At 32.7% G+C, this 16816-nt stretch carries 16 protein-coding genes; 8 read left to right on the forward strand and 8 right to left on the reverse strand.

Going from position 1 to position 16816, the window contains the following annotated elements:
- Nucleotides 1-191 precede the first annotated feature (191 nt).
- The 3 genes from ABI657_RS04325 to ABI657_RS04335 all read right to left on the reverse strand — a co-directional run bounded on the left by ABI657_RS04325 (nucleotide 192) and on the right by ABI657_RS04335 (nucleotide 3559).
- Nucleotides 192-1142 (reverse strand): D-2-hydroxyacid dehydrogenase, encoded by a 951-nt coding sequence (locus tag ABI657_RS04325; RefSeq protein WP_348096014.1) that lies wholly within the window; start codon nucleotides 1140-1142, stop codon nucleotides 192-194.
- 179 nt (nucleotides 1143-1321) lie between these two features.
- Nucleotides 1322-2392 (reverse strand): 3-phosphoserine/phosphohydroxythreonine transaminase, encoded by a 1071-nt coding sequence (gene serC, locus ABI657_RS04330; protein WP_348096015.1) that lies wholly within the window; start codon nucleotides 2390-2392, stop codon nucleotides 1322-1324.
- Between the two features lie 93 nt (nucleotides 2393-2485).
- The gene (locus ABI657_RS04335; RefSeq protein ID WP_348096016.1) at nucleotides 2486-3559 is read right to left on the reverse strand and encodes an acyl-CoA reductase; all 1074 of its coding nucleotides are present in this window, start codon (nucleotides 3557-3559) and stop codon (nucleotides 2486-2488) included.
- 154 nt (nucleotides 3560-3713) lie between these two features.
- Here ABI657_RS04335 and ABI657_RS04340 point away from each other — a divergent pair, with 154 nt between their 5' ends.
- The 3 genes from ABI657_RS04340 (at nucleotide 3714) to ABI657_RS04350 (ending at nucleotide 5390) form a co-directional block, all read left to right on the forward strand.
- Complete coding sequence (locus ABI657_RS04340) at nucleotides 3714-4064, forward strand: 4Fe-4S dicluster domain-containing protein (protein ID WP_348096017.1); 351 nt, start codon at nucleotides 3714-3716, stop codon at nucleotides 4062-4064.
- Nucleotides 4065-4236: 172 nt separating this feature from the next.
- Complete coding sequence (locus ABI657_RS04345) at nucleotides 4237-4890, forward strand: hypothetical protein (protein ID WP_348096018.1); 654 nt, start codon at nucleotides 4237-4239, stop codon at nucleotides 4888-4890.
- Between the two features lie 35 nt (nucleotides 4891-4925).
- Entirely contained in the window at nucleotides 4926-5390 is a 465-nt protein-coding gene (locus tag ABI657_RS04350) for a hypothetical protein (RefSeq protein WP_348096019.1), read from the forward strand.
- A gap of 68 nt (nucleotides 5391-5458) precedes the next feature.
- On the opposite strand, the gene ABI657_RS04355 is transcribed toward ABI657_RS04350, so the two are convergent.
- Entirely contained in the window at nucleotides 5459-8167 is a 2709-nt protein-coding gene (locus ABI657_RS04355) for a TonB-dependent receptor (RefSeq protein ID WP_348096020.1), read from the reverse strand.
- Between the two features lie 311 nt (nucleotides 8168-8478).
- On the opposite strand from ABI657_RS04355, the gene ychF reads away from it, so the two are divergent.
- The 5 genes from ychF to ABI657_RS04380 all read left to right on the forward strand — a co-directional run bounded on the left by ychF (nucleotide 8479) and on the right by ABI657_RS04380 (nucleotide 12883).
- Nucleotides 8479-9573: a redox-regulated ATPase YchF gene (ychF, locus tag ABI657_RS04360; protein WP_348096021.1), complete on the forward strand. Its 1095-nt coding sequence runs from the start codon at nucleotides 8479-8481 to the stop codon at nucleotides 9571-9573.
- A 5-nt stretch (nucleotides 9574-9578) separates the two neighbouring features.
- Nucleotides 9579-10289, forward strand: coding sequence for a porin family protein (locus ABI657_RS04365; protein ID WP_348096022.1), 711 nt, complete (start codon nucleotides 9579-9581; stop codon nucleotides 10287-10289).
- Between the two features lie 214 nt (nucleotides 10290-10503).
- The gene (locus ABI657_RS04370; RefSeq protein WP_348096023.1) at nucleotides 10504-11181 is read left to right on the forward strand and encodes a TIGR02117 family protein; all 678 of its coding nucleotides are present in this window, start codon (nucleotides 10504-10506) and stop codon (nucleotides 11179-11181) included.
- 7 nt (nucleotides 11182-11188) lie between these two features.
- Nucleotides 11189-11860 (forward strand): hypothetical protein, encoded by a 672-nt coding sequence (locus ABI657_RS04375; RefSeq protein WP_348096024.1) that lies wholly within the window; start codon nucleotides 11189-11191, stop codon nucleotides 11858-11860.
- Between the two features lie 108 nt (nucleotides 11861-11968).
- Entirely contained in the window at nucleotides 11969-12883 is a 915-nt protein-coding gene (locus ABI657_RS04380; protein ID WP_348096025.1) for a YihY/virulence factor BrkB family protein, read from the forward strand.
- A gap of 24 nt (nucleotides 12884-12907) precedes the next feature.
- Here the strand turns inward: ABI657_RS04380 and ABI657_RS04385 are convergent, their stop codons facing one another.
- The 4 genes from ABI657_RS04385 to ABI657_RS04400 form a co-directional block, all read right to left on the reverse strand.
- Nucleotides 12908-13534, reverse strand: coding sequence for a 3'-5' exonuclease (locus ABI657_RS04385; RefSeq protein ID WP_348096026.1), 627 nt, complete (start codon nucleotides 13532-13534; stop codon nucleotides 12908-12910).
- A gap of 2 nt (nucleotides 13535-13536) precedes the next feature.
- On the reverse strand, nucleotides 13537-15456 hold the full coding sequence (locus tag ABI657_RS04390) for a DUF294 nucleotidyltransferase-like domain-containing protein (protein WP_348096027.1): 1920 nt from the start codon (nucleotides 15454-15456) through the stop codon (nucleotides 13537-13539).
- Between the two features lie 141 nt (nucleotides 15457-15597).
- The gene (locus tag ABI657_RS04395; RefSeq protein WP_348096028.1) at nucleotides 15598-16371 is read right to left on the reverse strand and encodes a TerC family protein; all 774 of its coding nucleotides are present in this window, start codon (nucleotides 16369-16371) and stop codon (nucleotides 15598-15600) included.
- A 12-nt stretch (nucleotides 16372-16383) separates the two neighbouring features.
- A complete protein-coding gene (locus tag ABI657_RS04400) occupies nucleotides 16384-16755 on the reverse strand; it encodes a DNA topoisomerase IV (RefSeq protein ID WP_348096029.1) in 372 nt (123 codons plus the stop codon).
- Between the last annotated feature and the right edge of the window lie 61 nt (nucleotides 16756-16816).

The following is a 16816-nucleotide window of genomic DNA, read 5'->3' on the forward strand; positions in this document are numbered from 1 at the left end:
CTTAAATTTACAAAAAAGCGAGATAAAGAGTTTACTATTTAACAGTTTGAATGATTTATGAGTTTAAACAACTTCATCAATTCTTCAGGCTTGATTAAAATTAAGAAGAGACTCAAATTTAATTAAAAAAAGAAAGGGATTTATTAAACGATGTTAATAAATCCCTTTCTAAAATATTTATTTAAAGGCAATTAGCTTAATAATGTAATAATTTGTGATGCTAATTCAGTACCAATTCTGTCCTGAGCTTCTCCGGTTGCAGCTCCAATATGTGGAGTCAGTGAAATTTTTGGGTGCATCAAAATTGCCATTTCCGGTTTTGGCTCGCTTTCAAAAACGTCCAATCCTGCAAAAGCAACTTTTCCTGAATCCAAAGCTTTTACTAAAGCAACTTCATCAATAACACCACCACGGGCACAGTTTACGATTCCAACACCATCTTTCATGATTTCAAATTCTTTCTCGCTAATGATGTATCCATTTTGAGCAGGAACGTGCAATGTAATAAAATCAGATTCTTTCAACAATGATTCAAAAGATTGAGGAACAATTGTAGTAGTAATAGACTGACCGTCAAAAAACGCCACTTTTACATCTACTGAAGGAATAAAACCATCTGCAGCGATCACTTTCATACCTAAACCAAGCGCCATTTTTGCAGTAGCCTGACCAATACGGCCAATACCAACAATACCAAGAGTTTTTCCTCTAAGTTCAATACCATTTGCGTATGCTTTTTTCAAGCCGTCAAAGTTTGAATCTCCTTCTAATGGCATATTTCTGTTAGAATCGTGTAGAAAACGAACTCCTGAAAGTAGGTGTCCAAATACTAATTCAGCAACAGATTCTGATGAAGAAGCAGGCGTGTTAATTACATGTACTCCTTTGCTTTTAGCATAATCAACATCAATGTTATCCATACCAACACCACCGCGTCCGATAATTTTAAGACCAGGACAAGCATCAATAATATCTTTACGAACTTTGGTTGCACTACGCACCAAAACTACATCCACATTGTTTTCGTTAACAAAATTAGCCACTTGTTCCTGTGCTACTTTTGTTGTTATAACTTCAAATCCACCTTTTTCTAAAGCTAGAATTCCACTTTTAGAAATTCCGTCATTGGCTAATACTTTCATTTTAGTTTATGTCTTTGTGAGGAACGAAACAATCTCATCCTCAATATTAATTTTTTATTTTTTAGAAGCTAATCCCGCTATCCGTTGCAATCTTTTTTGTTTTTAAAGAAAAAACAAAAAAGGATTTCCATTTCTATCGGGGCTAGGGCTCCGATATTCAATTGATTTTTTCCTGGAAACTAAACTTTAGTTTCCAAAGCTTTCATTACATCCACTAAAACCTGAACGCTTTCTATAGGCATAGCGTTATAGATAGAAGCTCTGTAACCACCAACTGATCGGTGACCTGGCAATCCTGAAACGCCTGCTTCTTTCCATAATTTATCAAATGTTTCAGTATGGTCAGCATTGTTTAATAAGAAAGTTACGTTCATATTCGAACGATCTTTAACAGCTGCAGCACCTTTAAATAATGGGTTTCTGTCAATTTCATTGTATAATAAAGCCGCTTTTGCGTCATTTAATTTTTCAACAGCTGCAACTCCGCCTTTGGCTTTAATCCATTGCAAGGTCAATAACGAAACATAAACTGCAAAAACAGGAGGCGTATTGTACATACTTTCTGCTTTGATATGTTTTGCATAGTCTAACATACTAGGAATAGCTCTTCCGTTTTTACCTAAAATTTCTTCTTTAACCACCACCAAAGTAGTTCCTGCAGGTCCCATATTTTTCTGGGCTCCGGCATAGATTAAATCAAATTTAGAAAAATCCAGATCGCGTGAAAAAATATCAGAACTCATGTCGCAAACTACTGGAATGTTAGTTGCTGGAAAGTCTTTTATTTGTGTTCCAAAAATGGTGTTGTTACTGGTGCAGTGAAAATAATCAGCATCAGCTGGTATTTCGAATCCTTTTGGAATATGGTTATAATTTTCTTCTTTTGAAGAAGCTACGATAACAGTTTCCCCAAAAAACTTTGCCTCTTTTATTGCGGCAGTTGCCCAGGTACCGGAATCTAAATAAGCTGCTTTTCCATTTTCTTTCATCAAATTATACGGAGCCATTAAAAATGCCGTACTTGCTCCACCTTGTAAAAATAAAGCCTGATATCCTTTGCCTTCAAGTCCTAATAATTCTAAAGCAAGCGAACGGGCTTCATCCATAACAGCAACAAAATCTTTGCTACGGTGCGAAATTTCAAGAATTGATAATCCTGAATCATTAAAATTTAAAATTGCTTTTGAAGCTTTCTCAAAAACTTCCTGAGGTAAAATACTTGGACCTGCGCTGTAGTTGTGTTTTTTCATGGTTGTTATTAATAGTCGAAAATTTTAAAGATGCAAATTTCGGCAATAGGAGCTGAAAAAGCGATAAATTATTCGAAATAATTAAACATATTTTTACTTTGTTGTTAACAAAAACGTTATAGTATCTACGTTATCTGCATAATCCCACAATTGAGGATTTTGTGTTTGTCCGAAAGAAATACTATTTTTAATCAAACCATTGCTCACAATGCATTGAATTTGTTCGGCATCAGCTTCCAGACGTGTTTTTAAATCTTCAATATTATCATAGAATTCATAAAAAACACTAGAAATAGGAGAGGCGTAGCTTGTGTCTTCCTTGATGGTTAAAAAACCATTGTCTAATAATTTGAAATTACTCATCAAAAAAACCGCTTTATTATAATCATAATTATTAGCGTATTTTTCATAATGAATGACATCCTGATATTTGAAAATTGCTTCAAAAAATGCATCAAATTTATAGTCTTTCGGAACAAAAATTTTTGAAACATTTCGGCAACCCAAACCAAAATACCTAAAAATATCCTCACCTAAAGCTTCTAAATCTTCTTTGGTTTCCTGACCATTTAAAACGGCAACAGAATTTCTGTTTTTGCGAATAATGGAAGGTTTATCTTTAAAATAATATTCAAAATAACGGGAGGTATTGTTGCTGCCGGTGGCGATTACGGTATCGAAATTTTCTAATTTTCCTTCTGCAAAAGTGATTTTGTCTTTTAAACTTTTATCAGCAAAGATTAAATATTTGGCTAAAAACGGTAATAAATGCTGATCGTTTGAAGAGGTTTTAATCAGGGCTTTATTTCCGGTAATTAAAACCGATAAAAAATCATGAAATCCTACTAAGGGAATATTTCCGGCAAGAATTAAGGCTACAGTTTTTTCGTTATTATTTTTTTGAGCAAATTCATTGGAATAGTTACAAAGCCATTTATCAAGGTTTTCTTCAGTCAGCGCGTCTGCCCATGATTTGATGGCAAAATAAACTTGTTCAGGAGTGTACCATCCATTATGTGATTGGGAAAGGTGAATCAGTTTTATAAAATCATCAAAAAACAAATCATTACCTAAAACCGATTCCTTTTTAGTGTTTCCCTGCTCAGAAAACTGACTTAAAAACCGACCTAGTGCTATAAAAGATTGTTTTTTTTCGTTTTGTAACATAAGTAATTTGTTTATGAAAGGTTTTGATTGTAATTTTGCACAAAAATAAGCATAAATAAGTCGAAAGTCAAAAGTCATCAGGTCAAAAGAAAAATGCCTTTTTGTTTGTTTGACTTTATAACTTTAAGACTTTTAACTTTAAGACTAAAAAACAATGGCAATAATTATAACAGACGAATGCATCAATTGTGGGGCTTGTGAACCAGAGTGCCCAAATACAGCAATTTATGAAGGAGCTGATGATTGGAGATACAAAGATGGAACCAAACTTTCAGGAAAAGTAATTCTACAGGACGGAACTGAAGTGGATGCTGACGATGCCCAAACTCCAATTTCTGATGAAGTATATTATATTGTACCGGGAAAATGTACAGAATGTAAAGGTTTTCATGATGAACCGCAGTGTGCTGCTGTATGCCCTGTCGATTGTTGTATACCAGATGATAATCACGTTGAAGATGAAGAAACTTTGTTAAATAGACAGGCGTTTTTACATGCCGAATAATTAATTATTTAAAATTTAATATTAAAAATCCTGAGATTTACTCTCAGGATTTTTTTTTAATAAATAGTTATGCTTTTAGTGTATGATATTGATATTTAATGATTTATTACAATTAATTTAACTTTATTGTAATATTTTTAATACTTTAGCCGAAAATTTCCACTGATAATATATGAAAAGGCTAATATTTTTATTTATTTGGTTTTTCTTAAACGCTGCTTTTGCTCAAAATGCAGAGTATTCTATTCTTGTCAAAGATATCGAAACGCAGTTGCCCATAGAAAATGCTACGGTTGGCATATTAAAAACAAAGCAAGTCTTATTAAGCAATGTAGAAGGAAAGGTAACCTTTATAGTAAATGGAGCTTCTAATGTTGAAGTTTCTGAAATGAATTATGAAAACTTAAACATTCGTTGGGTTTCCTTAAAAGAGAATGGATTTATAGTATATTTAAAAAGCAAAAACAATAAATTAGACGAGATAGTATTGTCAAAGGAGAATCCACAAAAAATACTTCAGAAAATTGTTTCTAATTCAGCTAAAAAAATAACCGATTCTTACCGGCTTAAAGTATATGTGCGCGAATTTTTTATGCTTGATAATCAATATTCCTACTATAATGACGGATTAGTCAATTTTCAGTTTACAGGAAAAGCGCCACCAACACTTTTGGTTGAGCAAAACAGATCATACGGATTATTAGAAACAGATGTTAGTGCAGATCTAAAAGGTTATGATTTGAATAATATCATGCATAATTATTCGACTTTTAAGTATTTTGAACACTTTTTGACCCAAAAGCAAAAAAAGAGTATGATTTTATAATAAAAGGTCATGATAAAAATAAAGATTATTATGTCATGACTATAAAACCTTTGGATAATGCTAAAGAAGCCTTAGAGAATTTTGAAATTATATATGATCCTGAAAAGAAGCTTATTGTTGAATTTACAATTGAAATGGCACCACTTAACCTTGATAAAATTAAAGAAAGAACAAAAATAAATTCTAAAAACATTACCAGATCATTTGTAAAAGTAGCTTATAGAATAGAGGACGATAATTATTATTTATTAAGTTCAAATGAAGAAATTGCTTATGATCATATTTTAAAAGATAAAATCAAAAATATTCAGGTTCGGAATAATTTTATAACCACCAGTTTTAATAAACAGAAATTTACGTACAGCGAAAGTGATGTATTTAAAGAGAAAACACTTTTTAATAAAAAAAACAAAGTCCTTACTAATTACTGGGATATATCAGGTTTTACTGCTACTGAAGAAGAAAAGGCAATTATAAACGCATTAGAATTTAAACTTTAAATTCTTAGACTAGAAATAAAAAAATCCTGAGCATTAAACTCAGGAAATTTTTATTATAAAATGATTTCTTAAAAATTAAGGCCCAGTCTTGCATAGTAATAAGCTCCGCTAAAACCCATTTGTACCGCATCCCAATATCCGCCTGCTTCAACCCAGTCATCTTGTTGGTCAGGATAAATGTTTAAAAGGTTATTGGCTCCAATACTTATTTTTGTTGATTTTGAAAGTTTGAATCCTAAAGTTAAATCTGTTACAATTTTAGCGCCATAGGTATCTGTAGCTGCTGTTTTTTGATTTTCAAAACTACCATAATCTGCTACATCTTCATCCATTTGATAATCTAATAATTTCACTTCACTAAATCTGGTAAATGCCAATCCGGCATCAAACCATTTTCTGGCATAATTCAGGTTTAGGGCAAATTTACTTTCCGGTGCAGAAGCTAATAAAAAGGCTTTATCGCGTTCTCCAAAAAATGTTTTTTCATCTAAAGCACCATTTTTTACTTTATCGATTTTCATATCATTGATGTTTCCTAATAATGTGGCACCAAATCTATTTTCTCCTATTGTTTTTTTCCATGTAAATACTACGTCGAGACCCGTAGTTTTTGTATCTACTCCATTTACAAAAAACTGTGCTTTGTCAACTCCAAGGTTATATTGAGTTGCATCAAAATAGCCGGTTAATACAATTCTGTCTTTTACATTAATCATATATCCGTCAACTGTTGCAGTAAAATCACCAAAATTCGCTGTAAATCCTAAAGACCCATTGATTGCTTTTTCCTCATTTAAATCTTCAATTCCAAATGCCCTTGTTACCGGACTATTATTTGGTGAAAGTAATACTTCTGTAGCGCCGCCGGAACTGAAATTAGTAAAACGCAAATTGTAATAAACCTGTGCTAATGATGGTGCGCGGAAACCAGTACTTACAGAGCCTCTTAAGTTGATATTTTCTGTAATTTTAAGCCTTGAAGCTAATTTTCCGTTTATGGTACTGCCAAAATCACTATAATTTTCAAAACGTAAAGCACCACTTACCATAAAAGCGTCAGTAACGTCTAATTCTGCATCTGTATATAGAGAGAAATTGCTACGGGTTTCATTAACCTCGTTTGCAGGGCTGTACCCCGGAAAACCCTGGGAACCTCCAGGTCTTGGAGTAGTTGGAGAAGAATCAGGATCTGTTGGGTCATAATCAGGATTTGGAATAGTAGGCGCACTTTGAGTTGTTGGATCTGTAATAGGATCTCCATTCGTATCATAAGTAGCGTAAGAACCTTCTTCGCCGGCAAAAATTTCGAATTTTTCCATTCTGAACTCTGCTCCAAAAGCTAAATTCAATCCACTAAGGATGCCATCATAATTTTTAGAAACATCAAAATTGGTCGTATTTTGAAGTAAGCTGTGCCCGCCTGCATCAAATTCAAGAGGAGAGTTTTCCTCAAGGGAAGCATTGATAGTTCCTTCAATATTATAATGAAATTTATTTTGACCCAAAGTGTTACTCAAATCCAGTTTCCATCCACCACTAGTTTCAGTTCTGATTCCGGCTGCAATCGAATTGTCGTTAATTTTTGATGTAATTCTTGGAGTATATCCACCGGGATAAATTGATTCTACAACTCTTTCACCATCGTTTCTGGTAAAAGCATAAGCATCGGTATCTCTAAAATTACTTCCTCCAAAAGCATAAAATTCAGTTTTGTCTGATAGTGGGACAGCAAAATTCACAAGCAAGTTCACACCCTGAATCTCAGCTTCTCCAAACCCTTTTCTAAAATCAAAACCAGGTCGTAATGTTTTGTTTTTGTTCAGGAATTCACCTGTAATATTAGCATATCCGCCTTTTGTTCCAACTGGTACGCCATAATTTGCTGCTACTTTTAAAGATCCGCCATCAAAAGCCTGATCTTTTCCAAAAGTATTTCCATTACCATTTTTATCTAATCTGTAGCCATCAGTATTAGCTGTTCCTTCAGGGAAATCACCTTTTGCATTGGTATTAAAAGCACCATAGGTTACAGCTCCTGTGAATTCATTAACATTATCATTTAATACAATATTAATTACTCCGGCAATCGCATCAGAACCATATTGAGCTGCTGCCCCATCTCTTAAAATTTCAATTCTTTTGATAGAAGCTGCAGGAATTGCATTTAAATCAGTACCTGTATTTCCTCTTCCACGTGTACCGAATAAGTTGATTAAAGAGGATTGATGTCTTCTTTTTCCATTAATCAATACCAAAGTCTGATCCGGTCCCATACCTCTTAATGAAGCAGGATCTACGTGATCGGCTCCATCAGATCCGGATTGTTTATTAGCGTTAAAAGAGGGTGCAACGTATTGTAGTAATTCATTAATTTCAAGTTTTCCACTTTGTGTCGTTACATCTTTAACATTAATAATATCTATAGGCACTGCAGAATTTACCACTGTTCTTTTAGCGTTTCTGGAACCAACAATCACTACATCATTAAGGAGCTGGCCCCCACTTTCGTCTAAAATAATGTCTACAGTATTGCTATTAGCTGCTTTTTCAGTTGTACCATACCCCATATAACTAAATATTAAAGTAGCACCGTCTTTAACTTTAATGCTGTACCCTCCCTCAAAATTCGTAGATACTCCATTTGAAGTTCCTTTTTCCAGAATATTAACTCCTGGAAGAGGTGAACCTGTTTTGTCTTTGACGACGCCCGAAACTTCTTTTTGTGCAAAAAGAAATGCTGTGTTTAATAGAAATAAAAATAGTGCAATCTTTTTCATGTTTGTTGGGTTTTTTTTATTGTTTTGTTTTGATTAATGATAAAAGTAATGTTTTTTAACAAAAGCTTAATAAAAAGTTTAATTTTTTTAAAGAATAGTCTGTAAAATACATTAATCAACATTTTTACTTCACTGACGAGCTATTAAATCTTATATTTGCAAAATTTTAAAGCCAAAAAATATCATTTTGGCAGAAAATAAAATCAGTAAATAAATTAAAATTCATTAATATGCTTCTATTTTACCAGGTAAAAGCATTAATTATATGACCTGAAAAATCAGGATCAATATAAAAACAAACAGAACAACAGATGAAAGCAGGAATTGTAGGATTACCAAATGTTGGAAAATCAACATTATTTAATTGTTTATCTAATGCAAAAGCGCAAAGTGCCAACTTTCCATTTTGTACAATCGAACCCAATATTGGCGTTGTAAACGTTCCGGATCCAAGAATCAACAAATTAGAGGAATTGGTAAAACCAGAGCGCGTACAAATGGCAACAGTTGATATTGTTGATATTGCAGGTTTGGTAAAAGGGGCAAGTAAAGGAGAAGGCCTTGGCAACCAGTTTTTAGGAAACATTAGAGAGTGTAATGCTATTATTCACGTTTTACGTTGTTTTGACAATGATAATATCGTTCACGTTGACGGAAATGTAAACCCAATTCGTGATAAGGAAACAATCGATATCGAATTGCAGTTAAAAGATTTAGAAACTGTTGAAAAACGTTTGGAAAAAGTAAATCGTGCAGCCAAAACAGGAAATAAAGAAGCACAGACTGAAAAAGCACTTTTAGACAGAATCAGAGAGTCATTATTACAGGCTAAATCGGCTCGTACTGTTGTTCCCCAAAATAATGATGAGGAAGTTTTAATGGAGACATTCCAGTTAATTACCGCAAAACCGGTTCTATACGTTTGTAATGTTGACGAAAATTCAGCTGTAAGCGGAAATAAATATGTAGATCAGGTTCGTGAATTAGTAAAAGACGAAGATGCTGAGGTAATTATTCTTTCAGTAGGAGCAGAGGCTGATATTACCGAATTGGAAAGCTACGAAGAGCGTCAGGTTTTCCTTGAAGATATGGGATTAACGGAGCCAGGAGCTTCTGTTTTAATTCGTGCCGCTTACAAATTATTAAAGCAACAGACTTATTTTACCGCTGGTGTAAAAGAAGTCCGCGCCTGGACCATCAACATTGGTTCAACAGCTCCCCAGGCAGCAGGAGTTATCCATACTGATTTCGAAAAAGGATTTATTCGTGCTGAGGTAATTTCATACGAAGATTACGTTCATTACGGATCAGAAGCAAAAGCAAAAGAAGCAGGAAAATTCAAAGTTGAAGGAAAAGAATATATCGTAAAAGATGGTGATGTGATGCACTTCCGTTTTAACGTTTAGTTCTTATGAAAAATTTTTTATTATCTTTTTTTACAATTGCGTTTTTTCATAATATTAATTATGCTCAGAGTAAATATAATTTAGGATTAGTTTTAGGTCCAAATTATACTAGTTTTAGAGGTAGTGATTTTTTGCAGAGTACAAAACCCGATATTGGATTTTTAGGAGGTGTTTTTATTCAATATCAGCTAAACAATACCTTATCAATTATTAGTGGTCTTAATTTTGACCAAAAAGAGATAGAAAATGAAACTGATTATCCAATTACGTATATGGATGAGAGTACGGGTATAATTCTACATGAAGTTATTAATGCAAAGACAAATAATAAATTCCAATATTTTTCATTATCCTTGGTATTAAAGTATAATATTGGAAAAAATAAATCTTTTTATTTAAATGGCGGACCTTATATATCGTTTTTGCAAAAGCATAAAAAAAAGTCTAAGTTTTTCAATAGAGACGGAGGTACTATTATTTACGGTTCTAATTACCAATATAACTTTCCATTAGCTGATAATGTTTCGGGAGATTATGGAGTTTCATTTGGAATTGGTAAAACTTTTGGAATTGACATGAAAAATAAAATTTCCATAGAACTCAGAGATAATTTAGGTTTAAAAAATACAATTGAACATATACAAATTTATGATCAGTCAGGAGTAATTAAAACGAATACTTTGAATTTAATTGCTAATTGGTCATTCAATTTATAGGATTAAACAGAAATATACAAGAACCTGCAAGAGTAATTTTGCAGGTTTTTTTGTTGGTTAGATTACAATAATTATTCAGCAACTAATCTGGTAAAATCAAGATATTTTTGTTTTTTTTAATAACTGTGAAAACAAAATTCAGCATTTTAAATTTTTTGGCTTAAAAATTGGTTACAGAAAATCAACCAATAACTAAATCTAAAACCAATCAAAAATGCTAAAAAAAACGTTTAAATTTTTAGGCTGGACGCTTCTCGGAATTTTCAGTTTTCTTGTTCTTTATGTAGTATCAGTTTATTTCATTTCAAAAATCACGGTCAATTCAGATCTTGCAAAAGTTGAAGAACAAAATGCCATTCCGATTTACATCCTTTCAAACGGCGTTCATACCGATATTGTCGTTCCGATAAAAAATGATATCAAAGACTGGCGAAACCAGATTCAGTTCAGTCAGACAAAATCAAAAGATTCCCTGATGAATTTTATCGCTTTTGGCTGGGGTGATAAAGGTTTTTATCTTGACACGCCGGAATGGTCTGATTTAAAAGCCAGTACGGCATTAAAAGCTACATTTGGAGTAAGCACATCTGCTATGCACACAACATTTTTCAAACAATTAAAAGAAGGAGATGATTGCAAACGCATTTTAATTTCTAAGAACAACTATCAAAAATTAGTCACTTTTATTTCAGACAGTTTCAATAATCCAATATATCCTGAATGGATTGAAGGCCACAGCTACGGTAAAAAAGATGCTTTTTACGAAGCAAAAGGAAGCTACAGTCTTTTCTATACTTGTAATACCTGGGCAAATAGTGCCTTGAAAGCTGCCAATCAAAAAGCAAGTTTGTGGACGGTTTATGATAAAGGGATTTTTTGTCATTATCAATAATTGAGCTATGAAAAAAGTAATTTTAATTTTAGCTATAATAACATGTATTGTTTCTTGTAAAAAAGCTGACGCATGTGTAGATTGTCTGACTTTTAATTTTGAAAATCCACAGCCGGATAATGATTCAGAGTTAGATCGTTTTCCTAATAAATTTAGAGGATTGTATAGGAATCAGGATTCTGTTTTTATTCGAATTGAAGAAGATAGAATCATAAGAGAACAATTCGATAGAAATACAATTCATAAACTTGCTTTAGATTCGTTGAACGGTGAATATTATATTATCGATGGGATATTAACCATGAAGAATACCAAAGATAAATATGATATGAAACCAAAGGGAGATTCAATAGAGTTAATTCAAAAATTTACTGACACTTTGTTTAGATTTTCATATAATGAAAAAGCAAAAAGAATTGATGGACAATTGGTATTAAGTACTAGAGATTCAGTATTCTGGCATGTTGAATTCGTTTCTTTAACAAAGAATAAAATAAAATTCAGAAATATATATTATACTGAAGATCTACAAAGTCTGGATTCATTAACAACTATTAAAAGTAAAATGTTAGATTCTTTATCCTATTTAATCAGACCAACCAGAAGTGAATTCAAAAAAATACTTAAAATTAAGAAATTAGGATCTGATCAGGAATATCTAAAGATTGTAAAACAGTGATTTTAATTCCAAAATACGACATGGAAAAAATGTAAAATATTTTCATAATATGAAACCCAAAAAAAACTATTATAGTTTAAATTTGGTGCATATATAAAATTTTCAACTGTGGATAAACGAAATATAGTAGACAAATCCTGGTACTTGCTAAAAAGGACTTTTTTAGGATTTATAGAAGATGACGCCATAAAATTAAGTGCTGCTTTATCTTATTATACCATTTTTGCATTACCGCCATTATTAATCATTATCATAACAATTTGTGGTTTCTTTTTTGGAGAAGAAGCCGTAACAGGTCAGCTTTATGGGCAAATAAACGAGTTGGTAGGAAATGAGGCTGCCAAACAAATTCAGGAAGCTATCAAAAATGTACAGCTCTCAGACAGTAATGTTTTTGTTACTATTTTTGGTATTGTTATGTTATTAATAGGAGCTTCAGGAGTTTTTGCAGAAATTCAGAGCTCAATTAATTATATCTGGGGATTGCGTGCAAAACCTGATAAAGGTTTTAAGAAATTTGTGCAAAACAGACTAATGTCTTTTTCAATGATTGTTTCAGTAGGTTTTTTAATGCTGGTCAGTTTAATGTTAAATGCTGTTTTAGATATTTTGAATGCGAGATTAAAAATTTATTTTCCTGAAAGTACCGTATACTTTTTTTATGTTATCAATATATTTATTGTATTGGGAAGTATTACACTCCTTTTTGCTATTATTTTTAGAACACTACCAGATGGGAATATAAAGTGGAAAGATGCTTTTATTGGTGCAGGCTGTACATCGGTTCTTTTCATGATAGGTAAATTTGCTATTGGTTTTTATTTAGGAAACTCAACCATAGGATCTGTTTATGGTGCTGCAGGGTCTGTTATTATAATTTTGGTATGGGTTTATTATTCGGCCATTATCTTATATTTTGGCGCTGAATTCACTAAGGTGTATGCCAAAAGCTATGGAGGAAATATTTCTCCAAATGCTTATTCAGTAGAAATTAAAAAGGAAATTTTTGAAATCAGCGAATAAGTTTTTGACCTGAATTTATACTCATTATTTAAACAACCGATTCAGATTGGTTTCTTTTTTTTCTCTTAGCTTTTTAATAATTTTAAGAAATGCAATTGCTGTAATATAGGCATCTCCCAATGCCGTATGTCGGTCCTTTTTAGAAATATCAAATTTATCTGCTAAATCATCCAAAGTATAATGGTCTTTTCGTTCAAACAAATGTGATTTGATTAAGGTTTTCTTGTATAAAACTCCGGTATCCAGTGCTTTATTACTTAATTCAGGTAATCCATTTCTAACCAGTGCACGATTGATCATGGTTATATCAAAATGGGCGTGATGAGCTATAATAATTGAGTCTCCCAGATACTCTAGAAACTGCTTTAAAGATTCTAACTCTGAAGGACGTTTTGCAACAAAATCTTTCAAAATCCCATGAATCTGCGCAGTTGATTTATCGTAATGATCCTGTTCTACATAAACTTCAAAACTATCTTGGATTGAAATTATATTATTTTGTAAAACAAGCGCTCCAATACATAAAATCCTGTCATTTATATAATCAAATCCTGTTGTTTCTGTATCCAAAACTACAAAACGTGTTTCTTCGATCGTTATATTTTCATCGAAAAGATTGTCTTCTTTTTTCCAAAAGTTAAATACACCCATTCTTATACAATATTAGAAATATTAAAACGAACCGAAATCAATTCCTGTAGTTCCTTGATCGTTTTAAAAGTCCTTTTTAGCTTTATTTTTTCCATCTTCGAAAGGGATTCCAAAGCAATAAATTGTCCCGAGTCATGATGTAAAAGACCCTGTTTGGTTCTGAATTTCAGTAACGCCTTAAACGAGTAAGAACAGGATAAATAAAGCTCGCTGTTTTGAGGTTCTAATTCGGCGAGTTTTTCAAAACGTTCTGCCGTATTGCTGATAGATTTTACGGAATGAGATAAAATTAAAACCCTTGCAGCATCTGTAAGCGGCATCAGTGCTCGTCTCTTAATATCAAACTGGTCTTTATTAGCGCCGTCCTGCTCGACAAGTAATTGTCTAAAAAAACCTGTAGGCGACGGACTTTGCAAAGCACCGCTTACCAAATGTACATAAAAAATCGGATTGGCTTTTACACTCTCAAAAATCGAATCTGACAATTGATTAACAATTTCAGCGTCACCATATTTCAAACTGTAATCAAAAAAGATAAACGATAATAGAACTTCATTTTTCCCCGGATTGTTAATCCAATAATGTACCTGACTTTTCCATTCCTCCAGGCTCATACACCATTTAGGGTTGGAAGCCATCATTTCTGCAGGACAATACTCATAACCAATCGTAAAAAGTCCTTTGTTGATATAAGTAGCTAATTTTAAAAAATAGGCTTTGGTTTCATCCTTAAAAACTTCCGAAACATTTTCATAAACAATAGCATTATCCTGGTCAGTATGCAGCATCTGTTCATCCCTTCCCTGACTACCAAGTGCAAGCCAGGCAAATTTTACAGGAGGAGCGCTGTTCATTTTTTCTAACGAAAGATCAATAACACGATTTACACAGGCATCATTTAATTCGGTTATGATTTTTGTAATTAGGGTCATAGGAATATTTTGATCCAAATATCCTTGTAGTAATTGCATAATCTGTGCCCTGACAGGTTTAATTTCCTTAACTTTTGTTGTTCTTTTTAATGCCTTAATTAAAACGGCAGGATTATTTCCCAACGATACCATAAGGTCGTGTTTGGATAAAATGCCAACCGCTTTTGTATTAACAGTTCCGTCTTTGGTAAGACACAAATAGCTAATATTACTTTTTATCATAGCCATTTGAGCTTCGGTTACGGTCATTTTTTTAGAATAGGTAATAACCGGTGATGTCATAATGGTTTCTGCAGTGGTGGTAATGGGATAATCTCCGGAAACAATTTTGTTGCGCAAATCCTTGTCAGTAATAATCCCGATAGGAAGCATTTCATCCACAATTAAGATTGCACCGACTTTTTTCTTAGTTAGAATTTTAGCGATTTCTTTTGCTGTTGTAGATCGGCTGCAGGTCACAATTTTTTTGGAATATTTAACGGGTTGTAAATCAAATAATTCTTTATCAGAACTAAGCGTTTCATTTGCTAATACTTCACCGTATAAATTGGTTTTATGAACTTCTGAGTAGGGATTTTTGGTATTGGAGGCATAACTTTCGATGAGAAAATTACCAATCTCCTTATTTTCTAATGCATAGGGTTTGAAAACTGCAATAGGAACAGCGTACAAGATACTTTCTTCATAAGTGCTTGCTTCCATTACATAATTTTCCTGAGCCAAAAGGGGTCTTAGTCCAAAAATGTCGCCTTCATCACACATATCCAGAATAACATTTTTTTGATTCTTTTTTAAGGCGACAGCTCCTTTGTGAACGACATAAAATGAATCATGCGTTTTCTCATTCTCTGTAAAAATCACCGAATCCTTTTCTTTATAAATGATAGAAATTTGTTCTGATAATTTTTCCAGGTCTTTTTGAAGCAAAAGATTAAAAGGAGGAAAGTTTTTTAAAAAGTCGGCAACTCTATGTGAGATTGTATTTTTCATGCGTTTGGTTTGGCTCTAATTTAAAAATAATAGAATTGTAAAAGAAACACATTTAAATTTTTATTCAAACTATATTTTATTAAATATTAGGCTTATTTGTTAAACAAAAAAAGCTCCTCGAGGGAACTTTTAAATATTAGTTTAAGAATGTTTTTTTCGAATCCTCATATTGATAAATTCTACTGCCAAAGAAAAGGAAATTGCAAAATACAAATATCCTTTTGGAACTGCTCCAATATGTTCACCAATAAGGGTAGCATTAGATAAATGCATACTTTCTGTTATCAGCATAAAACCGATTAAGATTAAAAAAGAAAGGCCCAAAATTTGTATAGATGGATTTTTATTGACAAAATTGCCAACAGGAACTGCAAATAACATCATAACGGCTACTGAAATTATAACCGCTGTAATCATAATCGTTAAAGCTCCTTCAACACCATTTGTCATTCCAACAGCAGTCAAAATAGAGTCGACAGAAAATATTAAATCTATCAATAGAATTTGCACAATTACATTCGAAAAACTTTTTTTAGCAGCTGTTTTTAATGTTTTTTCTTCTTCACCGTGATGGTCTACTTTTTCACTTATTTCCTTAGTGCTTTTATAGATTAAAAACAGTCCTCCTAAAAATAAAATGATGGCCTGTCCTGTAAAATCACCTTCCAGCCATCCCCAATGAATGCTGAAAAGTGTAGCTTTCATGGCAATTAAATAGGAGATTCCCATCAACAATGCAATTCGCATGAACATCGCTAAAAACAAACCAATTCTAGTTGCTTTCTTACGATCTTCTTCCGGAAGTTTTCCAGTTACAATCGAGATAAAAATGATGTTGTCAATTCCTAAAATAATTTCAAGAAAAGTCAGTGTCAATAAGGCAATCCATGCATCAGGGTTTAAAAACACGTCCATTTTTACTCTCTATTAGTCAATTTTCACTACTTTTCCGCGTTGTTTTTCTTCAGAACCAACCATTCCAAATTCAAAAGTATACGAATCTTTTGAAGTCGTTAGGATTTTCATGCTAATGGCTTTTTCTTCAGCCATGTTTTTAGGGTGTTTTTTTTGCAAAACATATTCGCAGTCACTTACCCATCGCACAGTTGAGGTATCCGTTTTTCCTTCATAAGTTTCGATTTCAATATTGTCCCTGCGCTCAAAAACGGTTGTTTTTTTTACACCATCTACCTGATACTCAAACTTGAATTTCCCATTTTTAAAATCCTTGCAATTGCGCTCCGCATCATAACAAGACATGAGTAATAGTAGTGGAAGGAGTAATAGTATTTTTTTCATTTTAAATTATGTTTTTCAGGAGCATCATCCTGCTTTCCATTGCAATCTTTTTATTTTTAAA

The organism is Flavobacterium sp., assembly GCF_039930565.1.
Lineage (GTDB): Bacteria > Bacteroidota > Bacteroidia > Flavobacteriales > Flavobacteriaceae > Flavobacterium.